Source organism: Paenibacillus sp. J31P13 (genome assembly GCF_056269295.1).
Map to the genome: position 1 here is coordinate 797578 of NZ_JBWDNR010000001.1, position 20194 is coordinate 817771.

A 20194-nucleotide genomic window follows, 5' to 3' on the forward strand; every position below is an offset into this window, starting at 1 on the left:
TCTGTTTGAACGCTACATATCTCTGAAATGTCCTATAGGGCAACGTTTTGGACAATAGAATAGATAGAAAATGGAGCAAGCAAAGCATAACATTTTTATGTTTGTACAATAAAAAGGAAGTGTAACAGCATGAATGTTTTATTTATAGGCGATATCGTAGGAAGTGTAGGAAGAAGCGCGCTTAAACGTGTGCTGCCTGCTTTAAAAAGTAAATATAATCCGCATATTATTATAGCAAATGGTGAAAATGCAGCTGCCGGACGGGGTATTACGGGAGCAATTGCGAAGGAATTTTTCGAATGGGGTGTCCATGGCATTACGATGGGCAATCATACGTGGGATAATAAAGATATATTTGAATGGATAGATGATGAGCCGCGTATTGTTCGTCCAGCAAATTTCGCAGAAGGAGCACCTGGGCAAGGAATGGCGTTAATTAAGGCGAATGGTAAAAAGCTTGCTATTATCAATCTCCAAGGACGTACATTTCTACCGCCAATTGATTGTCCTTTCCGCAAGGCTGATGAATTGGTTGAAGAAGCTAGAGAGCTAACGAATAATATCCTTGTCGATTTTCATGCTGAAGCATCATCAGAGAAGATTGCAATGGGCTGGCATTTAGATGGAAGAGCGTCAATCGTTTTGGGTACGCATACTCATGTGCAAACAAATGATGATACGATTCTGCCTGGCGGCACAGCATTCATATCTGATGTGGGCATGGTTGGTCCAAAAGACGGTGTACTTGGTATGGAGCGCAATGCGGTACTGCATAAGTTCATTACGCAATTACCGGTTCGATTTGTAGTTGATGAAGGCAAATGGCATCTGCATGCTATCTCAGTACAAATTGATGATGCAACGGGAGAAGCACGCAAAATCGAAAAAATTCGACTTACGGAAGACGAATGGCTTCTCATGTAACTTCTAATTCTACCGAAAGTTCTGACAATTCAGAACAGTCCGTGAATTCATTGCAATAAAAGCAGGAATTTTTTAACCTCTCTCGAATACTATTTAACAGTGGAATCCATCCAACAGTTGAAGGGGAGGTTCTTTTTATGGACGTATTAAAAGTTTCAGCAAAATCTAATCCTAATTCCGTTGCAGGTGCTCTGGCTGGTGTTCTCCGTGAACGTGGTGGAGCAGAGCTGCAAGCTATTGGGGCTGGCGCTTTAAATCAAGCGATCAAAGCAGTTGCCATTGCTCGTGGATTTGTCGCTCCCAGCGGGGTGGATCTAATCTGCATACCAGCTTTTACTGACATCGTTATTGACGGGGAGGACCGAACAGCAATCAAATTGATTGTTGAACCTCGGTAGCAAGTCCAAGCGGCGCAAGCCAATTGGATGAAAACAAATGTTTCGCCTGTTTACGACGTAGACAGGTTTTTTTGCTGTCAGTCTAACAAATGGTGAGGTGCTCCTATGAAAGTGGTTGATTTTCATTGCGATGTGCTATATAAACTGCTTCTTGATGATACTTTGACGTTTCAAGCTGGTAAGCAAGGCGGTTTAGATGTTACATACGAGCGTTTGAAGGCTTCTGGGACGGTTTTGCAGACTTTTGCAATCTACATTCCTCAATCTATGAATGGACGTTTAGAACCGATACTGGAGAGTTTGGATCGATTCCACCAATTTGTATTATCTTGCGAAAATATGGTTTGGGTGAGAACGGTGAAGGAACTAGATTCCTGTATAAGGGATGGTAAGATCGGTGCCTTACTATCACTTGAAGGTGTAGATGGATTAAATGGACAAATGTCTATGCTTCGTATATTGCATCAACTAGGTGTGCGTGCAGCCGGATTAACTTGGAATCATGCCAATTGGGCAGCTGACGGAGCCATGGAGCCACGAGGCGGAGGTTTAACTGTAAAAGGGCGTTTGTTTGTAGAACAATGTAATAATTTGGGTATAATAATAGATGTATCACATTTATCCGATAGGGCTTTCTGGGATATTGCAGAGCTCTCATCGCAGCCCTTCATAGCCTCTCATTCTAATGCAAGAGCAGTATGTGAGCATCCTCGCAATTTAACGAATGAGCAAATTGGAGCCATTATAAAAGGGCAGGGTTTGATTGGTGTCACCTATGTGCCTTGGTTTGTATCACAAGCAGAAGTCGTTACGATAGACCATTTGCTTCATCATATTGAACATATTTGCGAGCTTGGCGGGGAGCATGGAATTATGTTAGGCTCTGATTTTGACGGCATAGATCGTTATATTGCCGGCTTATCGCATCCAGGTGAGCTGTTCACACTACAAGAGGCACTGCTAAAGCGCTATTCCGAGCAGCAGGTAAAACACTTTATGTCAGAGAATGCGATCCATTTCTTAAGAACAAACCTTCCAAATGATTAAACTGTCATCCATTCTTTATCTGATATGGAATCAATCGAAACAAATTATGCTTAGTCCAAGCATTTATTGCTTGATTTTTATGCCTATACGCTTTAAAATTGTTGTGATTGTTATGACATATATTATATATCTTATTTGATGATATCGAATATTTGCACGTTCTAGAAAAAGAGGAGTTGGGCATTTTGATTAGTCAATTGTCTTGGAAGATCGGGGGACAACAAGGGGAAGGCGTTGAGAGTACGGATCGTATCTTCTCTACTGCGCTAAATCGTCTTGGATACTATTTATATGGATATAGACACTTTTCTTCGAGGATCAAAGGTGGGCACACAAATAATAAAATTCGCATCAGCACGAAACCTATTCGTGCTATTTCTGATGATCTAGACATTCTTGTTGCATTTGACCAAGAGAGTATTGATCTAAATGCAAAGGAGCTGCGCCTTGGCGGTGTCATCGTTGCAGACGCTAAATTTAATCCAACCATACCTGATGGCATAGATGCTAGATTATTCGCTGTTCCCATTACCGCAATGGCTGAAGAGCTTGGAACATCCTTGATGAAAAACATGGTTGCCTCTGGCGCATCATGGGCTCTTCTTGGTTTGCCGCTTGAAGTATTCAATAAAGCAGTAGAAGAAGAGTTCGGACGCAAGGGCGCAGCTATCGTTGAGAAAAACGTTGAAGCGGTAAAACGCGGCGCTGAATTCGTTCTGGAACAAGCAGGCGGCCCTCTCGATGCATTTAAGCTTGAACCAGCAGACGGTCAACAAAAGCTATTTATGATCGGCAATGAAGCCATTGGTCTTGGCTCTGTTGCAGCAGGCTGTCGTCTTATGGCTGCTTACCCAATTACACCGGCTTCTGAAATTATGGAATATTTGATCAAGAAGCTTCCTCTATTCGGAGGTACAGTTGTACAAACCGAGGATGAGATAGCAGCTGTAACGATGGCGATTGGTGCAAACTACGCAGGCGTTCGTTCAATGACGGCTTCAGCAGGTCCGGGTCTTTCCCTCATGACAGAAGCAATTGGTCTTGCTGGGATGACAGAAACGCCGCTCGTAATCGTAAATACGCAGCGTGGTGGTCCTTCAACGGGTCTTCCTACGAAACAAGAGCAATCTGACCTTAACGCAATGGTTTACGGAACACATGGTGAAATTCCGAAAATCGTCATTGCGCCTGCGTCGATTGAGGATTGCTTCTACGATACAATTGAAGCATTTAACTTGGCTGAGCAATATCAAGTGCCAGTTATTCTGATGACGGATCTTCAACTGTCGCTAGGCAAACAGTCCTGCGATCAGCTTGACTACAATAAAATTGAAATTAAACGCGGTAAGTTAGTAACTGATGTACCGGCGCTTGAAGGCCATGATTTGTTTAAACGTTATGAGCTTACGGAAGATGGTGTTTCTCAGCGGGTGCTGCCAGGTGAAAAAGGCGGTCTGCATCATGTAACAGGTGTTGAGCATGATGAGACAGGACGTCCATCTGAGAGCTCGGTCAATCGCTTAAATATGATGGATAAACGTCTAAATAAGTTAAATGAAATGTATATTCGCGAAGCGATTCGTGTTGATGCGCCTCATGAGACCCCAGATCTGCTCATTATTGGAATGGGCTCTACAGGCGGAACGATTGATGAAGCAAGAAGCACACTCTCGCAAGAAGGTGTAGCGACGAATCATATTACCATTCGTCAAATTCATCCGTTCCCAACGATACCTTTGCTTCCTTACCTGCAGAAAGCTAAAAAAGTGATCGTCATCGAGAATAATGCAACCGCACAGCTGGCTAACCAAATTAAGATGCATGCGGGATTTGCTGAAAAAATCGAAAGCTTGCTTAAATACGACGGCAATCCATTCTTGCCTTCCGACGTTCACAAAGCTTGTAAGGAGTTGAGTTTAGATGGCAACGTTCAAAGAGTTTAGAAATAACGTTAAGCCGAACTGGTGTCCCGGTTGTGGAGATTTCTCCATTCAAGCGGCTATACAGCGCGCTGCAGCTAATGTAGGACTTGAGCCTGAAGATCTTGCCGTAATTTCCGGTATTGGCTGCTCAGGCCGAATTTCTGGTTATATCAATGCGTACGGCTTCCATGGTATTCATGGTCGGGTACTTCCAATTGCACAAGGTGTTAAGCTTGCTAACCGCGAGCTAACGGTTATTGCATCTGGCGGAGATGGAGACGGCTTCGCAATTGGAATGGGCCATACTGTTCATGCGATTCGCCGTAATCTTAACGTAACGTATATCGTTATGGATAACCAAATCTACGGCTTGACCAAAGGTCAAACCTCACCGCGAAGCGCGGAAGGCTTCAAAACAAAATCAACACCGGAAGGATCGATTGAGACGACGCTCTCTCCGCTTGAGATCGCATTGTCGTCTGGCGCAACATTTGTAGCTCAATCATTCTCCAGCGATCTGAAGCAGCTGACGAAGCTCATTGAAGAGGGCATTAATCATGAAGGCTTCTCTCTCATTAACGTATTCAGCCCTTGCGTTACATTTAATAAGATCAACACGTATGACTGGTTTAAAGAGCGTGTTGTGAACTTGGAGCAATTCCCTGATTATGATCCATCTGACCGCGTAATGGCGATGAATAAAATCATGGAAACAAATGGTATGCTGACTGGTCTAATTTATCAGAACAAAACACGTAAGTCTTATGAAGATATGATTACAGGCTTCAAGCAAGAGGGCTTGGCGAAACAAGACCTTATGATTACATCAGATCAATTCGACAAGCTTGTTGCTGAATTTAAATAAATGGTATGATAAGCATATGGCCTCGAGGCCATATGCTTTTTTTTTACGTATCATAATAATAGAAAGACATAGGAGAGTGACAGCATGATACATAAGGAAGTTACGATTGGTGTATCCGCAAGACATATCCATCTATCAGAAGAGCATGTTGAGCTTTTGTTCGGCAAAGGCTATGAATTAACCGAGATGAAGCCGCTTTCGCAGCCAGGGCAATATGCTGCTAATGAAACAGTTGCTGTTATTGGACCAAAGGGGACCTTTGCCAAGGTGAGAATTTTAGGTCCTACTCGTAAAGGGACACAGCTTGAGGTATCTCGTACAGATGCTTTTGCGCTCGGAGTTAATCCGCCTGTTAGAGAATCAGGAGATACAAAGGGCTCTGCAGGCATTAAGCTTCAGGGGCCGGCAGGAGAGGTAACCATTGATGAGGGAGTCATTGTGGCGGCGCGACATATTCACTTCCACACAACCGATGCTGAGCGCTTTGGGGTTGCCGATAAGCAGTTGCTGCGAGTCCGCTTTAGCGGTGAGCGTGGGGTTGTTTTTGAAAATGTAGTTGCACGAGTATCAGAGAGCTATGCGCTTGATATGCATATCGATACAGATGAGGCGAACGCAGCAGGCGTGAAAAACGGGGATACGGCAGAAATCATAGATTAATGCTTCAATAAGTTCCACCTTTGATAAGAGATGAATTAGATACAATTGATTACCCAATAGAGAAAAAGCTGCAAACCAGTCGTTCTAGGACGATTGGCTTGCAGCTTTTTTATTTTGTTTTGTAGAGATTAATGACCCATCATCATGGATACTTCTGGTTTCTCATCTGCGCTGCTTGCTTGGTCCTGTTTCGGTCGGCGGAGTAAAAGTCCTACCAGTGCGCCAATGATAGCAATGCAAGCTAGTATAAAGAAGGTGTCTCCATAAGCAGAATAAACGACGTTAGGACCAGGACTGACTTTACCATAGTGCGTAGCGCGGCTAGCCAAAATGGTTGATAAGCCGGCAATGGCAAAGGAGGTCATAACCTGCTGTGCGGCAGCCGTCAGAGAGGTTACACGGCTTACCAGCTCCCTAGGAGCGGATTGCATAATATGTGTATTTAGCGGCATCATGGATAAGCCCATGCCGGCACCCAGCATAGCTAGAGGAACCATAAGCGCCATGATTGTCGTATCAGAAGAGATATGACTGAGTAAGAAACCAGCGATTGTAACAAGGGACAAACCTGTTATAACGATAGGTCGCGCACCAAAACGGTCAAATAACTTGCCGCCTATCGGCATGAATATTCCTGCTGCAAGTGCTTGAGGAAGTAGAATCAGGCCAGTGTCAAATGCAGAATAGCCTTTCGCAAGCTGCAAGAAAATCGGTACGAGGAACAATGTTCCAAATAGAGCGATTTGTAGAATCCACTGCAAAATGATTCCTTTTGTAAAGCTGCTGGATTTAAAAACGCGAAGCTCGAGCAATGGCTCTTTGCGGGTAAGCTCGACGATAATGAAAATGATAAGAGCAATTCCGCCTGCAATTATTCCCGTCAAAGCCTCTGGTGAGGTCCAACCGCTGCTGTCGCCGCCTTCACCGCCGCTTGCTGAACTAACACCGTATACGAGCATCGCGAAGGCAAGAGGTGCAAACAGCATGCCTAAGAAATCTAGAGCAGGAACACGTTTCCGCTCTATGTTAGGCAGGGTGCGCAGACCGATAATAACGGCTGCTACTCCGATTGGAAGATTAATGATGAAAATCCAGTGCCAAGATACATAATCTACGAGCCAGCCGGCAACGACAGGGCCCAGAGCGGGAGCGAGCAGCATGGGAATACCGATCATCCCCATTACAGCACCTTGCTTGCCTGGAGGGCTCAGTCTGAATGTAAATGCCATTGCAATTGGAGCTACCATACCGCCGCCTAGCCCTTGTATGATTCGGAATACGATAAGTTGTTCCGCTGTAGAAGCTAATGCGCAGAGCCCAGAACCAAGCGTAAACATAATAATTGAAAATAAGAACACTTGCTTTGCGCCAAAGCGATCTGACATCCATCCCGCAAGCGGAATGACGGCAGCCTGAGCAAGCGCATAGCCGGTAATCGTCCACTGAACGATTGTCATAGAGCTTTCAAAATCTTTCATTAAACCGGGCATCGCGACATTCATCGCGGTACCGTCTAAAATAACCATAAACATACCAACAATGATCGCAATGAGCGGAGCGATAATATTTCTAATCGACATTGCATCATTAGTTGGAGCTTTCTGTTTTGAAGCTGAAGACATGTCTATTCCTCCTATCCGTTTTTCCGGTTTCATTCTCTTTACATTGACCTTCCATGATAAGTCAGGCTACAATAAGAGATAACCGTATCTAAAGCGGACAATTGTCCGCATTACTGAATAATAATGACGAATGAATCATTTGTCAATTGTTTCATTTGTTAATATTTAATGTGACAGAAGGAGAAGAGGGCGATGACTGCACCGGAGAACGGCAGAACGAAGCAGGAGCTGAGTAAAGCGATACTGCGCACTGCTGATCATTTGTTTACCGAGCATGGGGTGGAGTCGGTCAGTATGCATCAAATTGCAAAATCAGTAGGCATAGGACAAGGCACCCTTTATCGACGGTATTCTAACAAAGGCGATTTGTGTATGGAAATGATGAAAGATAACTTTAATATTTTTATGAGCGAAATCGAAAATTTTATAGAAGTAGAGGGAACTGCATCTGTTCGAGCGAGGCTAAGCGAGGTTATGCGACGTATTATCGCATTCGTTGATCAAGAGTCTAAATGGCTGAGTGTGATACATTCTCATACGCGTCCTGAGGAGCAAAAGTGGGATTTTTTCCAATCACCGCCATATCTTTATTTGCATCGAGTTATTTGCGAGCTTTTTCAAGAAGCTATGGATCAGAAGCAGATTCAACCCATTGATCCAAGTTATGTTGCTCATTCCTATATTTCCATGCAATCGCCAATTATTTATAGACACTTAAGAGATGTAATGGGGTATAGCTGTGAAGAGATTCAAGATCGTTTTTGCAGCACATTTATCGATCCTATGTTTCGTTAATTGGATGATTATCAAATAAAGCGGTAGCGAGTTGAACAGGCTCCTTACACTCAAACAGAGTGGAATTTATTTTTGCGCTCGATAGAGGGGCTTTACTAGCTGCCGCCTAACAAAAACATCGTAATAAATATCCAACTTCCTCGCACACCCACCATTTTCTCCGGAAAGGCTATCCTTCTCATTCCTTTATGCATATCTTAGGAGGGATTTAAAGAAAGCCCTTAAAGACTTGTAAACTTTGGTTATATTAAAGAATTTCATACGAGGTATAAATGTTAGAAAATAATCCCGTAAATAAAGGAAAATAATCTCTTAAGCTTATCTAATTGTCATTGGTGATAAAGTGGATTCAATAGGGTTATTATGCTATAATTTCTTATTGATGTTTAAAAGAAATAAAATAATTGTTTGCGGACATAGAGGTATAGGGATGTGACAATAGAATGACTAAGGGGAACTCAGCGGACTTGAAATCCATCAAAGGCGAAAAAGACTACAGCAAGTATTTCGACTTTTCTGATGCAAAGGTTCTTTCCGAGGAAGATGGCAAAACGACCTATCGAATTAAGGGGCGGAATGTTCAAATTAATTCTACTCCTAATCATCGAGATGAGAAAAAACGCGGAAAAGAGGAGATCGAGGTTCATTATGATTTCTCGATTCCTGATGAGCTGCGTACAATCGGCGCAGGCAAGTTTTATTTGATTCAAACGTATGGCTGTCAAATGAATGAGCATGACACGGAAGTTATGAAGGGCATGTTCGAGGAAATGGGCTATGTTGCAACCGAGGATCGTCAGGTTGCCGATGTTATTTTGCTCAATACATGCGCGATCCGTGAAAATGCTGAAGATAAAGTATTTGGTGAACTGGGTCATCTCAAGACTCTGAAGACAGAAAAACCGGGTTTGCTGCTTGGCGTATGCGGTTGCATGTCTCAAGAGGAATCTGTCGTTGGGCGAATTTTGCAAAAGCATTCATTCGTGGATATGATCTTTGGAACGCACAACATACATAGACTTCCTTATTTGCTGCAAAATGCTTATTTCAGCAAAGAGCTAGTCGTCGAGGTGTGGTCCAAGGAAGGCGACATTATTGAGAACATGCCAAAGAAACGCGAGGGCATGCGTGCATGGGTTAACATCATGTATGGCTGTGATAAGTTTTGCACCTACTGCATCGTGCCGTATACGCGCGGCAAGGAACGAAGCCGCCGTCCAGAGGATGTTATCGCAGAGGTGCGTGAATTAGCTCGTCAAGGCTTTAAGGAGATTACGCTCTTAGGCCAGAACGTGAATGCGTATGGAAAGGATTTTGAGGATATCCAGTATCGCTTCGGTGATCTCATGCATGATATGTCCAAAATCGATATTCCGCGTGTTCGCTTTATGACAAGCCATCCACGTGACTTTGACGATCATCTCATTGAGGTGCTGGCAACACGCGGAAATTTAGTGGAGCATATCCATCTGCCTGTTCAATCAGGCAGTACAGAAATATTGAAGCGTATGAGCCGCAAATATTCTCGTGAAATATATTTGGAGCTCGTCTCCAAAATTAAGACTGCTATCCCAGATGTCATGCTGACTTCGGATATTATCGTGGGCTTCCCTGGTGAAACGGACGAGCAATTCGAAGAAACGATGACGCTAGTTAAGGAAGTAGGCTTTGATTCTGCTTATACTTTCCTCTATTCGCCCCGTGAAGGAACACCGGCGGCAGGCATGGAGGATAATGTTCCGTTAGAGGTCAAGAAAGCGCGACTTCAACGTTTGAACGCTCAATTAGCACTGAATGCTCGTGAAAAGAATGAGCAGCTGCGGGGTTCGATTGTTGAGGTATTGATCGAAGGCGAAAGCAAAAATAATGCTAACATCTTGTCAGGCAGAACACGTACGAATAAATTGGTTCACCTTGAAGGGCCAAGAGAATGGGTAGGACAGTTTATTCAAGCGAAAGTAACAGAAGCCCAAACGTGGTATATCAAGGCTGAAGCGTTAGATAAAAGCGTTGAAGAAGCCGTTAGCTAACGGAAGAAACAGGAGAGATGACAAATGACAGAGCAGCAAAAGGTAGAAAATCAAACAGAAAATCATCATGACCACGATCATGAGCATGGCGATGGCTGCGGTGTACCAAGCTTCCATACGCGCGACCTAATTGTCCGCGAGGATATTTCGAAGAAAGCGAAGGAGCTCGCTGACCTCATATTTACATCGGAGGAAGTACAGCACTACCGCCGCGCTGAGAAACAAATCAATGGCAATGACAAGATACAGGTATTGATCGCTCAAATAAAAAAGAAACAAAAAGAAGTCGTAGCCTTTGAAACGACTTTCAAAAATGCGGATATGGTTAAAAAGATTGAAGCTGAAATGGAAACATTGCAGGATGAGCTTGACGGTATTCCAATCGTGTCGGAATTCCAGCAATCACAATCTGATATTAACTATTTGCTGCAGCTAGTTGTATCGATCATTCGCGACACTGTATCAGAGAAAATCAATGTTGAAGATGCTTCTGAGCCAGATCCGGAAGATTGCAGCGACTGATATTTATAAATAAAAATGCATAAAGCCATATTCGACACTCTTCCTTAAGAGAGGCTTCGAATATGGCTTTATTTCGTTTTGTAAAGTGAAAGTGAATAGATATTTTCAATAGTTGTAACTTTTTAATGTTTCAAACGTGTATATGACGACTAAGAAAACAGTATTCATGATCAAAAGAGTCAGGGGGTGGCAGAGCCGAACAGTATCGACGATCTTTATATGCTTTATATGAAGGATGTATATCGCTATTTGCTGTTCCTCTGCCAAGACCACTTTGCAGCAGAGGATATCGTGCAGGAAACATTTTATAGAGCTTATTTATATTTGGATAGTTATTCAGGCGAAAAGGTGAAGCCATGGCTATTCAAGGTTGCGCATCATGCTCTCATTGATTATAAGCGTAAGGAGAAACGCAGCAGTCCTCAGGAGGCTTCTTATTTTAATGGATTAACAGACAATGTCACGCCGGAGCACCTTGTATTGAAAGGAGAAAGGATCAGTGAGCTAAGCAAATCGGTGTCAGATCTCCCTGAGAAGCAGAGGCAAGCGGTGCTGCTTCATGACTGGAATGAGTTGTCTTATGCGGAGTCAGCCGAGATTATGGGAGTTGGATTAGCCTACTATAAAGTTCTACTGTTTCGTGCGAGGGCAGCACTGCGTCAGTTGAAGGAAGGAGGAGTCGAGCATGACTGATAAATTCAAGCAACAATTAAAGGATTTAGCGGATGGAAAGCTCTCTGCTGAGGAGCAAGCCGAGGTGGAGCGGGAAATGGAAAAGCTGGAAATCTATCAGGCTTATTTGGATGAGATGCTTGCGGGCAGCGAAAGGGAGTCTAAGCTAGAGAAAGGAAAGTCAGAGCGTGCAATGGAACTAAATCCAAAGCAAGCAAAGAAGCTGATGCAGCAAGGGAAACGACGTGCTCGTTATTGGAGCGTCGGGACGGTATTTGGTTTGTTACTGCTATTATCCCTATTAAATTCGGTAATCATCTCTCTTTTCTATTCGATGGGAGACCCATCGCGTGCCGATATCTACCGTGATGTGGTTAGATCGGCTATTCAAGTTACGAGTCCCAATGTTCAAGTTGGCTTAAGCAGTGGTCCAGCCGGCATATTGGGGATGAAGTATTCAGGTCCCATTACAAAAAAAATTGGCAGTGAGCAAGCAACGATGGGCATGTATTCGCAGACATTTAGACTGAATCAGATGCTGGGTTCTGGTACACGCACTTTTTTTGATAATAAGATGGTTTTTTATTCGCCTAAAGCCTCGTCAGAAATGAGCGGGCAAGAATGGAAGCGACTAGAGAAGCTGCCAGAGGGCACTGTAGCAGAGGCGTTTATTTCACTGGATCAATATTATGAGACGGACGCAGCATTAAAGCTGTTTCAGAATAAAGAGATGGAACCCCTATGGCTTGCTGTATATAAGGGGGAATTCGAAGGTGAAGGTGAGAATAAATACGATGTTGCGTTGGAGCCTATAGGTTTTCCCCTAACACCGATGTGGCATCATGGCGATGGAGAACGTACTGTCCAGCAAGAGAAGAAGACGGATTCTTCAAGGTTTGAGAAAATGACAATCACCCGTTACCCCAGTGTCGATGCTTACGGAGACGGTAAACTGCGTGAAGATAATTTTAAGGAAACGCTCCGTTTGCTTCAAAAATATAAATCGATTGCGAGATCAGTAGTATCTTCAGCTACTATAAATCAAACGCTAGATTATGTGGAGACAAACGGTGTTCGTATCTACGGGATTGCTGTTACAGGTCCTGTAAAAGAAATTTTGAAGCTGCGAGATGAATCTTTTGTGAATGGAATAAAGTTAGGCGAGGTGCGGTTATGGAACTGGGATGAAATGGAGTAAGTAGAGTGAGGTTTATCCATGGAGCGGGAAAAGGAAAAAGATAAGGATAAGGAAATACAAGAGCTAAAAGAAAGATTAAGCAGTGTCGAAAAGCAGCTTCAGCATAAATCGAAATCTTCTAATGGAATTAAATTTGTATTAGGCTTTATTATTGTTTTTGCAGTTCTAATCATTTTGATTGGAGTCATTCAATTTATAGGTTCTTCTTCATCCTAAGTTTGGGTATACGGTTCACAAGTAGATCGGGAGTACAGTGGACCGTTTTCAACTAAAGGGAAAGTGAGCGGGAAAGATAATTGAGATCAAGCGGATAATGGGAAGATAGCCTCGTATAAATTAATAAGGGAATGATTATTTTGACTCTATTTATACATATAGCCAATGAATCTGATTTACCGATTTTGGTACAAATGAATAAAAAACTGATTGAAGACGAGGGAAGCCGCAATCCTATGTCTCATCATGAACTGCAAGAGCGAATGCATGATTGGATAATGGGGAACTGGAGTGTTGTTGTACTTAAAGTGGATGATAGTGTAGTCGGTTACGCGGTCTATCAAATAAGAAATGATGAGTACTTTCCAAAAAGTAAACGAGTATACTTGCGGCAATATTTTATCCAAAGCGAACACCGAAACAAGGGTTACGGTAGGCTGGGTATCATACTCCTTCGTGAAACCAGATTTCCTAAGGACTGCACGGTAAATATTGATGTTCTAGCATCTAATGAAAAAGGTCTTCTTTTTTGGTCAAAGATTGGATTTCAGACATACTGCTTGAACATGAGATTGTGAAATTTAGAGCTAATGGAGAAATAGAGTAATAAACAGATATAATTAAACATTACATTGTCTGTATTATTTCTGGCTTTTATACTAAATACAAATAGATGAAAAGGTGAAGGATAACTGCGCTAGTCATCCTCTCGCATAGAAGGAGCATGCAACAATGGAGAGGGATTTATGGCAAAGATGGAATGGTCATGGAGGCATCGTTATCTGGCTAACAGGATTGTCAGGATCAGGCAAGACAACGATTGCTTGCGAAGTGGAGCGTCAATTGGTCAGTCACGGCATCAGATGTGTCACTATTGATGGAGATCAATTGCGGCAAGGGCTGAACCGAGATCTTGGATTTACAGAGGAATCACGTAAGGAGAACCTGCGTCGTGCTATGGAGGTTGCGGTCATGTTCTTAAATAAAGGATTTGTCGTACTTGTTCCTATGATTTCTCCATTTAAATCAACTAGAAGAGAGATTAAGAATCGGTTTGAGCCGAATGATTATGCTGAGATTTATGTGAGCTGCTCATTGGAAGCATGTGAGCAACGTGATCCAAAGGGGTTATATCGCAAGGCAAGAAATGAAGAGATTCCTGATTTTACTGGGATTGACTCTCCCTACGAGCCACCCATTAAGCCTGATTTGCTCATTGATACTGAGCAGCAATCAATAGATGCTTGTACAGGCACACTTGCCTCATTCATCAAACGAAGAATCAACCATAACGAGTAGAAGGAAAGGAGGATAACTAAATGAGACCAAAGCAATCCTATACGATATGGTTTTCACAGCGAACAGGGAGTACACTGCTGAATAAAGCGCTTGAATCTACTAGAGTGGCAGGAAATCCCTCTGAATGGCTCTTAGGAAAAGATCCTAAGGAAATGACACGAGAGCATTTAGAACAGATGTGGAGTGAGGGTACTTCGCCTAATGGCGTTTTTGGTTTGAAGACAAGCATGAATGAAGAGATGATTTCTGCATTTCGAAACATATTTCAATTACCAGAGACGGCTACAAGACCAAGCGTCTGGCAAGAAGCCTTCCCAAATTGCAATAAACACATCTATATGACTCGAAGAAACAAAATACGATTAGCTGTATCATGGTGGAGAGCGATTGTATCCGGTGAATGGCACCGGCAATATGGTGAGAAGCCGCAAGAGCATGATCTTGCCGACAAGTACAATTTCGATGCGATAAACCATTTATTTACCGAATGTACTTTGCGTGAAGCTGCATTGGAAGACTTTTTTTCAGAAGAAGGAATTGTTCCGCTCACAATCGTCTATGAGGATTTTATTCTCGATTATGAAGCAACGGTGCTAAGGGTATTGGCGTTTCTTGACATCCCGACTGAATCCGTTAAGGTTGCACCCCCAGCATTTGATAAGCTTGCTGATGATACAGCAGAGCAATGGGTCCAGCGTTACCGTCAGGAGCGTCAAGCTGACTGGAAAACACCAGCGTGGTAAAGCTGTGTACAATAAAAAAAGAACCGGTCTAACACGATTTATCGTGCTAAAACTGGTTCTTTTTTGTTATTGCGTAAAGTTGAGGTGAATCAGATAAGTTAAACCCGGTAGGAAGATTCATTCGATTGTTTTTTTGTAGTTGACGCTCGAATGTACACAATGTAAGGTGTTAAAGAGATTGCCAAAACCGTCGCAGCTAGTGATTTGAGGGCATCACCGATCATGAATGGGAAAAACCAGGTGACTAATGCTTTTGGCAAGGAATAGCCAGTTACATGCATGAGCCAAGGCACACCAGAAATATAAGCACAGAACGAGCTGAAAATTTCAAAAATTATGAAAAAAGCGATAAAGGCAATGATTTTATTTGTTTTAGACCCCTTGTACCGAAGGAAGCCTCCAACTGCAAGGCTGACCAAAAGCGCGCAAAATGGAAATGCGAAAATAAATCCGGCAGTGGGTCCAGTTAAGGTCGAAATGCCGCCTTGACCGCTGAATAAGGGAAGTCCGATTGCAGTAAGTAAAATAACAATGAATATACTTAGAAAAGCGTTGCGCGGTGTAAGGAACAACCCAGCTATCGCTACAGCTAGCGTCTGCAAGGTAAAGGGCAGAAATGAGCCGCCAAGCTTGATGGTAAGAGCGCTCATAACGATAAATAAGGCTGCAAATAAGGCGATGAATACAAGTGATCGTATATTATTGGTTTGCATTTTTGATCTCCAATTCTATTATGTAGTTGCGATTTTATTGTTAACCACTTATATTTAACATAGGTTAACAAAACGAATTGTAGCATATCCAATCGTTTTGGGGAAGAGGTTAGGTGAGAAAATTTTGGAATCCACATGCTTAATTGAAATGAAGGGAATATCGGTATATCCACATCAGATGAAGGAGGAGGATGAACCTCCTGCCATTCTAATAGATGCCAATATAAAAATACATATGGGTGATTGGATTACGCTGCTTGGCCGTAACGGCAGCGGAAAGAGTACACTGGCTAAGCTGGCAGTGGGCCTTCGTATGGGAAGTGTAAAGGGGAAGGTCATCAGAAGTACAGAAATAAAAGCTTATGGAAAACCGATTCCAATGGTCATGCAGCAGCCAGAGGCTTCTATGATCGGTGCTACAGCATGGGAGGATATCGTCATCATGCTTGAGCAAAATGATGCAGATGCCGCTAGTATTATTAAGCGTGCAGAGGAAGCACTCCATATGGTTGGCATGGGTGAGAGGATGCATCAGCCGATAGAGTCATTATCTGGCGGTCAGAAGCAGCTTGTTGCGATAGCCGGCTGCTTAGCTGTTCAATCTCCTATTCTCGTGCTTGACGAGGTGACAGCCATGCTTGATCCTGATGCGTCAAGCTTCGTATTGGAGCGGGTACGCGCTTTGCATGCGGCGGGTGTGACAGTGGTTTGGATTACACAAAAGCTGGAGGAGTTGAACGAAGCGGATCGAATCATTGCTCTCAGAGCAGGTAACGTAGTGTACGATGGTGGAGCAGATGGATGGTTTCTAAGATCAACACCGGCTGCGCCAGACAGCCTGTGTGAGAAGCTTGGTTTTCAGGCTTCTTATTCCGCACAAGTTGCTTGGGGGCTTGAGGAGCAGGGAGTCATGCTTAGTCCCTTTCCATTCACGGCTGAAATGCTGGCTGAGGCGGTGAAGCAATATGGACGCTGATTGGAAGCTTGATGGAGTTACTGTAAGTACGAATGGTTCGGAGCAGCGAACGCTGTTAACTGATATACATGCTACGTTTAAAGCCGGACAGATTACTCTGCTGGTTGGTCACAACGGCGCTGGCAAGTCTACTTTGCTAGAGACCATGGCAGGACTGCGTCCCATTAAAGAAGGAGTTATTTCATTAGGACAAGCTCCATTATGGGATAAGTTAGGACGGAAGAAGAAGCTGAACCAAGATGTCATTATGAAACTAGGGATATCTTTGCAGAACTCAGAGTCGCAATGGTTTGCTGCTAGCGTGCGGGAGGAATTTCTCTATTCTTTGAAGCCTTACGAAGTTACGGGAGAGGTTGCAGAGCGGCGAATAGCCGGAGCAATAGATAGGGTGGGTCTTTCCGCAGATTTGCTGGGGCGAGACCCATGGACGCTCAGCGGAGGGCAGCAGCGACGGCTTTCACTCGCCTGCTTGCTCGCGTGTGAGCCAGAATGGCTGCTGCTGGATGAACCGACGGCGGGATTAGACGCCGCCGGTATTCGCCGCCTGTGCGCAGTACTTGAAGCGCACAGGGCGGCGGGGGGCGGAGCGGTCGTGGCAACGCACGACCTCGATGCACTGCTGCCGCTAGCGGATACGGTCGCCGTGGTTAGCGGCGGCACGGTCCGCGAAGCGGCTTCTGCTGCGGCGGTAGCGCATGCAGCAGCTGCGCCGAAGGTGCTGCGCGCCCTTGCGGAGCAGCGCGCGGAGGCGGCTATGCCGCCGCTGGAGCCGGCGCGAAGCGGCGGGGCGCCGTGGCCAGCGCCGCGCGAGGTAGCCGCGGCACTGGCAGCGGAGCTGCTGGCGCGTACGCAAGGGAATGAGCGTGAGCAGGCTGTACAGAAAGCTGAGCGTGATAACAGCATCAGTGATACTTTGAAGAATTATGATAGAACTGAGCTGTCATTGCCTTCTGTTCATGCTGATACCGTCAATGAAAACGACAAGTCTCATAAATTAACCACTCCTTCAGCGGATCAGAAGAGGTCGAGCAAATACGATCCGAGAATAATCGTTATCGCCTATATTTTATTGGCATCAGGTGTGTTGGCCTTAAAAACCTTTTTTGAAGTTGCAATCGGTGCAATGATGGTGCTTCTATTATTAATCCCTTTTCGAGAGTTGATCTACCCTTGGATAAAGATTATTCGCATTTATTTTATTATGATCGTTATTTTTTGCGTAATCGGAGGGTTATCACTAGATCCGCTATCCTTCAATTGGGTGATTGTATGGCCGATTTTAATCAGATTCAGTAAACTGCTGCTCATCATGCTGTTAGGGATGCCAATGCTCAAACTAATGACACCTCTTAGACTACAGCGAGCCATTGAACAAACGTTTGGATGGTTGAGGTATTTGAAGGTGCCTATTCATTCCTTTGCACTTATTGTTACGTTGATTTTTCGATTCATACCGCTTCTTACGGGGGAATGGGAGAGGTTTGCGAAGCTGGCTCATGCAAGGGGAAAGGCGGCTGCTCCTTTAAAAACGGTTCCGTTCCGCATGCTTCACTCTGTACTTATTCCGTATATCCGATCTATCCTTCGATTGGCGGAGGGAATGGCAGACGCACTCGAAGCACGCGGATACGGATACAGTAAGCGAAACCCTACTTATGGATTCCGCCTTCACTTTGGTCGTTCCGATGTTAAGCTATTTGTTATAGCTGCAACTTGCAGCCTATTGCTGATTTTACTTGCTGCAGCCCTCTAATAGAGGCAGCACTAATGGTATCCAATGTCCATCCTCATCGGCAAGCAGTGTTCGCCAACCAAGCGAAGCTGCTTGCTTTACATTTTTCTCCTGATCATCAATGAAAAAAACATCGCTGGCATTAGCGAAATGGGGGACTAGCAAATTGAAAATAGCAGGATCGGGCTTACGCATACCTACCTCGCTAGAGATCGTTATACTTTTTAAATAAGGCTTAATCGGTTCGATAATAGGCTCAACCCAAGCGGATAAATGATTGCTCAAAATATGAAGGTCAGCAATGGAATGCCATTGTTGGATCATTTCAAGTCCGGGCAACGGTACAAGGCTGCTCTTCAAAAAGGCTAGTGCTTCCCCAGCCTGAAGCTGCGGTGTTCGATCTTCAAGCCACTTCCAAAACCCTTCCTCTGAAATATGACCTGTCCATAACGACTGACTCAATTGTTCCTTATATTCAGCATATAGAGCGGCCTCCGAAATAGAGGCGTTCTCTGTGAGCAACGACCAGAAGCGAGGGGATAGATTTGATGCCAGTACCCCGCCGATGTCCAGCACAAGCTGAGGTCTTGTCATCCGCTGACCTCCTTATTAATAGGATTGTTTCTAGAAATCTGATTTGCTTTACGCTCTTGCAAGGCCCAAATCCATGCTAGCAGAACTGCGAAAAAGCCAATCAGAGAACCAAATAAAAATCCGCTGTTTAAGCCCCAGCTTTCATTCAGCCAGCCTGCAAGGAAAGGTCCAGAAAACATGCCGATTGCATACATAGCTTGATAAAGTCCCATCGCAGTAGCACGTCCAGGAAGGGCAACATCCCGGATTGCTAAACCAAGCAGCAGCGGCATATGGAGACCTTGCGCGAATCCGTTAACGGCTTGTGTGATGATCAGCACCCAAAGAGAATCAGCCCATACCATTGCTCCTGTACAAAGCATGCTAACGGCGAATCCAATGCCAATGGTACCCCAGTATCCGAATTTTGGTGTAAACCACCGTGCAGTAACGAGGGAAGCTAGAGCATGAGGGAGCATGAAAGCAAACACAACTGCTGTTAAACCGAAGCCTCCAGCACCTAATTCCTCTGCCTTCAGCGGCGTGAATCCAAACATCGTAATAAATAAAATCCCGTGAGCCAATATGGATAGAAGGGATACCTGCAGAAGCGTTTTTGTTTTGACAACATTTTTGATCATGGCAAATGACATGCCCGGCTGTTTGCCTTTGTCCAATTGAGGCTCTTTTAGTATAAGTGCTAGAAGGAGTCCGGCACCTGCAATGATGGCACCCAAAATAAAGGGGGCATTTTCATTAACCCCTTCAGTCAGCCAACCGCTGAGCAGCATGCCGATCATTTGTCCGGATACGATCATGAAACTAATATTTCCCATGGCTCGGGCTGTCTGGCCTGCACCAAAATAGCTTGCGTACAGCACGGTAAAGGCGACCCATGTAGAAGCACAGACACCAGCCATTAACCTGCCGACTAACGGCCAAATCCATAAGCCAGGAATTAAAAATAGTAGACAGCTAATGCCTGCAGTGAGCATTCCTAGTATAATAAACGGTTTTCGTTTACCCCATTTATCCGATAGAATGCCAAGAGGGAATCGAACGAACATTTGCACGAAACCATAGCTTCCGAGTACAATTCCAATAAGCTGCAATGAAAGGCCGCGCTCACTAAGATATGGCGTTAAGGTTGGAACATATATGTACATAGAAATCCAGTATAGAAGAGTTATAGCTGTGAAAATCAGCTTTTGAGAGACGGTTACCCCATTCATTCTATATAAAACTCCTTTTCTTCTCACTCTATCGTATTACGGCTTTCATTGTCGA

General features: G+C 44.1%; 21 protein-coding genes. 17 read left to right on the forward strand and 4 right to left on the reverse strand.

Annotated elements, in window-relative coordinates:
• Nucleotides 1-129: 129 nt before the first annotated feature.
• From AC0YOD_RS03500 to pduL, 6 genes are all read left to right on the forward strand, one after another.
• A complete protein-coding gene (locus AC0YOD_RS03500; protein WP_475797836.1) occupies nucleotides 130-924 on the forward strand; it encodes a TIGR00282 family metallophosphoesterase in 795 nt (264 codons plus the stop codon).
• A gap of 137 nt (nucleotides 925-1061) precedes the next feature.
• Entirely contained in the window at nucleotides 1062-1322 is a 261-nt protein-coding gene (locus tag AC0YOD_RS03505; protein WP_006036664.1) for a stage V sporulation protein S, read from the forward strand.
• A 105-nt stretch (nucleotides 1323-1427) separates the two neighbouring features.
• Nucleotides 1428-2369: a dipeptidase gene (locus AC0YOD_RS03510; protein WP_475797837.1), complete on the forward strand. Its 942-nt coding sequence runs from the start codon at nucleotides 1428-1430 to the stop codon at nucleotides 2367-2369.
• Nucleotides 2370-2554: 185 nt separating this feature from the next.
• Complete coding sequence (locus AC0YOD_RS03515) at nucleotides 2555-4312, forward strand: 2-oxoacid:acceptor oxidoreductase subunit alpha (RefSeq protein WP_475797838.1); 1758 nt, start codon at nucleotides 2555-2557, stop codon at nucleotides 4310-4312.
• Nucleotides 4290-5156: a 2-oxoacid:ferredoxin oxidoreductase subunit beta gene (locus AC0YOD_RS03520; protein WP_475797839.1), complete on the forward strand. Its 867-nt coding sequence runs from the start codon at nucleotides 4290-4292 to the stop codon at nucleotides 5154-5156. The genes AC0YOD_RS03515 and AC0YOD_RS03520 overlap by 23 nt, the downstream gene beginning before the upstream one ends.
• 84 nt (nucleotides 5157-5240) lie before the next feature.
• Nucleotides 5241-5816 carry a phosphate propanoyltransferase gene (gene pduL / locus AC0YOD_RS03525; RefSeq protein ID WP_475797840.1) on the forward strand — a complete coding sequence of 192 codons (576 nt, stop codon included), beginning with the start codon at nucleotides 5241-5243 and terminating at the stop codon, nucleotides 5814-5816.
• Between the two features lie 128 nt (nucleotides 5817-5944).
• Here pduL and AC0YOD_RS03530 read toward each other — a convergent pair whose 3' ends face one another.
• A complete protein-coding gene (locus AC0YOD_RS03530) occupies nucleotides 5945-7438 on the reverse strand; it encodes an MDR family MFS transporter (RefSeq protein ID WP_475797841.1) in 1494 nt (497 codons plus the stop codon).
• Nucleotides 7439-7630: 192 nt separating this feature from the next.
• Between AC0YOD_RS03530 and AC0YOD_RS03535 the strand changes: the two genes are divergently transcribed.
• The 9 genes from AC0YOD_RS03535 (at nucleotide 7631) to AC0YOD_RS03575 (ending at nucleotide 14913) form a co-directional block, all read left to right on the forward strand.
• Entirely contained in the window at nucleotides 7631-8233 is a 603-nt protein-coding gene (locus AC0YOD_RS03535; RefSeq protein ID WP_475797842.1) for a TetR/AcrR family transcriptional regulator, read from the forward strand.
• 443 nt (nucleotides 8234-8676) lie between these two features.
• Nucleotides 8677-10263, forward strand: a complete 1587-nt coding sequence (gene miaB, locus AC0YOD_RS03540) for a tRNA (N6-isopentenyl adenosine(37)-C2)-methylthiotransferase MiaB (RefSeq protein ID WP_475797843.1) — start codon at nucleotides 8677-8679, stop codon at nucleotides 10261-10263.
• Between the two features lie 24 nt (nucleotides 10264-10287).
• Complete coding sequence (locus AC0YOD_RS03545; RefSeq protein ID WP_475797844.1) at nucleotides 10288-10785, forward strand: YlbF/YmcA family competence regulator; 498 nt, start codon at nucleotides 10288-10290, stop codon at nucleotides 10783-10785.
• A gap of 186 nt (nucleotides 10786-10971) precedes the next feature.
• Nucleotides 10972-11478 (forward strand): sigma-70 family RNA polymerase sigma factor, encoded by a 507-nt coding sequence (locus AC0YOD_RS03550; RefSeq protein WP_475797845.1) that lies wholly within the window; start codon nucleotides 10972-10974, stop codon nucleotides 11476-11478.
• On the forward strand, nucleotides 11471-12655 hold the full coding sequence (locus AC0YOD_RS03555) for an anti-sigma factor (protein WP_475797846.1): 1185 nt from the start codon (nucleotides 11471-11473) through the stop codon (nucleotides 12653-12655). The genes AC0YOD_RS03550 and AC0YOD_RS03555 overlap by 8 nt, the downstream gene beginning before the upstream one ends.
• 18 nt (nucleotides 12656-12673) lie before the next feature.
• The gene (locus AC0YOD_RS03560) at nucleotides 12674-12871 is read left to right on the forward strand and encodes an OadG family protein (protein WP_475797847.1); all 198 of its coding nucleotides are present in this window, start codon (nucleotides 12674-12676) and stop codon (nucleotides 12869-12871) included.
• Between the two features lie 131 nt (nucleotides 12872-13002).
• A complete protein-coding gene (locus AC0YOD_RS03565) occupies nucleotides 13003-13449 on the forward strand; it encodes an N-acetyltransferase family protein (RefSeq protein ID WP_475797848.1) in 447 nt (148 codons plus the stop codon).
• 154 nt (nucleotides 13450-13603) lie between these two features.
• Nucleotides 13604-14170, forward strand: a complete 567-nt coding sequence (gene cysC / locus AC0YOD_RS03570) for an adenylyl-sulfate kinase (RefSeq protein WP_475797849.1) — start codon at nucleotides 13604-13606, stop codon at nucleotides 14168-14170.
• A gap of 20 nt (nucleotides 14171-14190) precedes the next feature.
• On the forward strand, nucleotides 14191-14913 hold the full coding sequence (locus AC0YOD_RS03575; protein ID WP_475797850.1) for a Stf0 family sulfotransferase: 723 nt from the start codon (nucleotides 14191-14193) through the stop codon (nucleotides 14911-14913).
• Between the two features lie 98 nt (nucleotides 14914-15011).
• Here AC0YOD_RS03575 and AC0YOD_RS03580 read toward each other — a convergent pair whose 3' ends face one another.
• Complete coding sequence (locus tag AC0YOD_RS03580) at nucleotides 15012-15626, reverse strand: biotin transporter BioY (RefSeq protein WP_475797851.1); 615 nt, start codon at nucleotides 15624-15626, stop codon at nucleotides 15012-15014.
• 97 nt (nucleotides 15627-15723) lie between these two features.
• Between AC0YOD_RS03580 and AC0YOD_RS03585 the strand changes: the two genes are divergently transcribed.
• A complete protein-coding gene (locus tag AC0YOD_RS03585; RefSeq protein WP_475797852.1) occupies nucleotides 15724-16602 on the forward strand; it encodes an energy-coupling factor ABC transporter ATP-binding protein in 879 nt (292 codons plus the stop codon).
• Nucleotides 16592-18355: an ATP-binding cassette domain-containing protein gene (locus tag AC0YOD_RS03590; protein WP_475797853.1), complete on the forward strand. Its 1764-nt coding sequence runs from the start codon at nucleotides 16592-16594 to the stop codon at nucleotides 18353-18355. The genes AC0YOD_RS03585 and AC0YOD_RS03590 overlap by 11 nt, the downstream gene beginning before the upstream one ends.
• Here the strand turns inward: AC0YOD_RS03590 and AC0YOD_RS03595 are convergent.
• Complete coding sequence (locus tag AC0YOD_RS03595) at nucleotides 18335-18928, reverse strand: HAD family hydrolase (protein WP_475797854.1); 594 nt, start codon at nucleotides 18926-18928, stop codon at nucleotides 18335-18337. The two genes, AC0YOD_RS03590 and AC0YOD_RS03595, sit on opposite strands and share 21 nt — an antisense overlap.
• Nucleotides 18925-20139 (reverse strand): MFS transporter, encoded by a 1215-nt coding sequence (locus tag AC0YOD_RS03600; protein WP_475797855.1) that lies wholly within the window; start codon nucleotides 20137-20139, stop codon nucleotides 18925-18927. Before AC0YOD_RS03600 ends, AC0YOD_RS03595 begins: the two co-directional genes overlap by 4 nt.
• Nucleotides 20140-20194: the final 55 nt, after the last annotated feature.